Genomic DNA, 322 nt, shown 5'->3' with positions numbered 1-322 from the left:
GTTCCCCGAGCGCGGCGCGTTTGTCGATGAGGTCCCACCAGTCGGTCATTGCCATACCTCCCAGGGCCACGTGTTGCCGCGGTACATCTGTTTCGGCCATTCGCGGACGTCGCGGTCGCCGCGCCACCGGACGACGTCGACTGCACCCTCGGTGTCTACGGAGGGGCGCAACCCGAGCCCGAACTCAGGCCACCCGAGGAGGGCGGAGGAACCGCGGGGGCGGAGGGCACGGAACCCGGATGCTCCGATCGCGTGGCCGGCGTGCGCTTCCATCACGAGTGCCACGTTCCTTTCCCGGAGCGAGTCGAGCGCGACGATCAGT

1 protein-coding gene is annotated in these 322 nt (G+C 68.9%); it reads right to left on the bottom strand.

Going from position 1 to position 322, the window contains the following annotated elements:
* Nucleotides 1–45: 45 nt before the first annotated feature.
* A partial coding sequence (locus ACPYOG_RS19330; protein WP_481295753.1) for a hypothetical protein occupies nucleotides 46–322 on the bottom strand: 277 nt, incomplete at its 5' end.

The organism is Leifsonia sp. HAY1-4F, assembly GCF_056755275.1.
The sequence above is the reverse complement of the archived record's forward strand: the minus strand, read 5'-3'. Positions and strand labels throughout refer to the sequence as shown.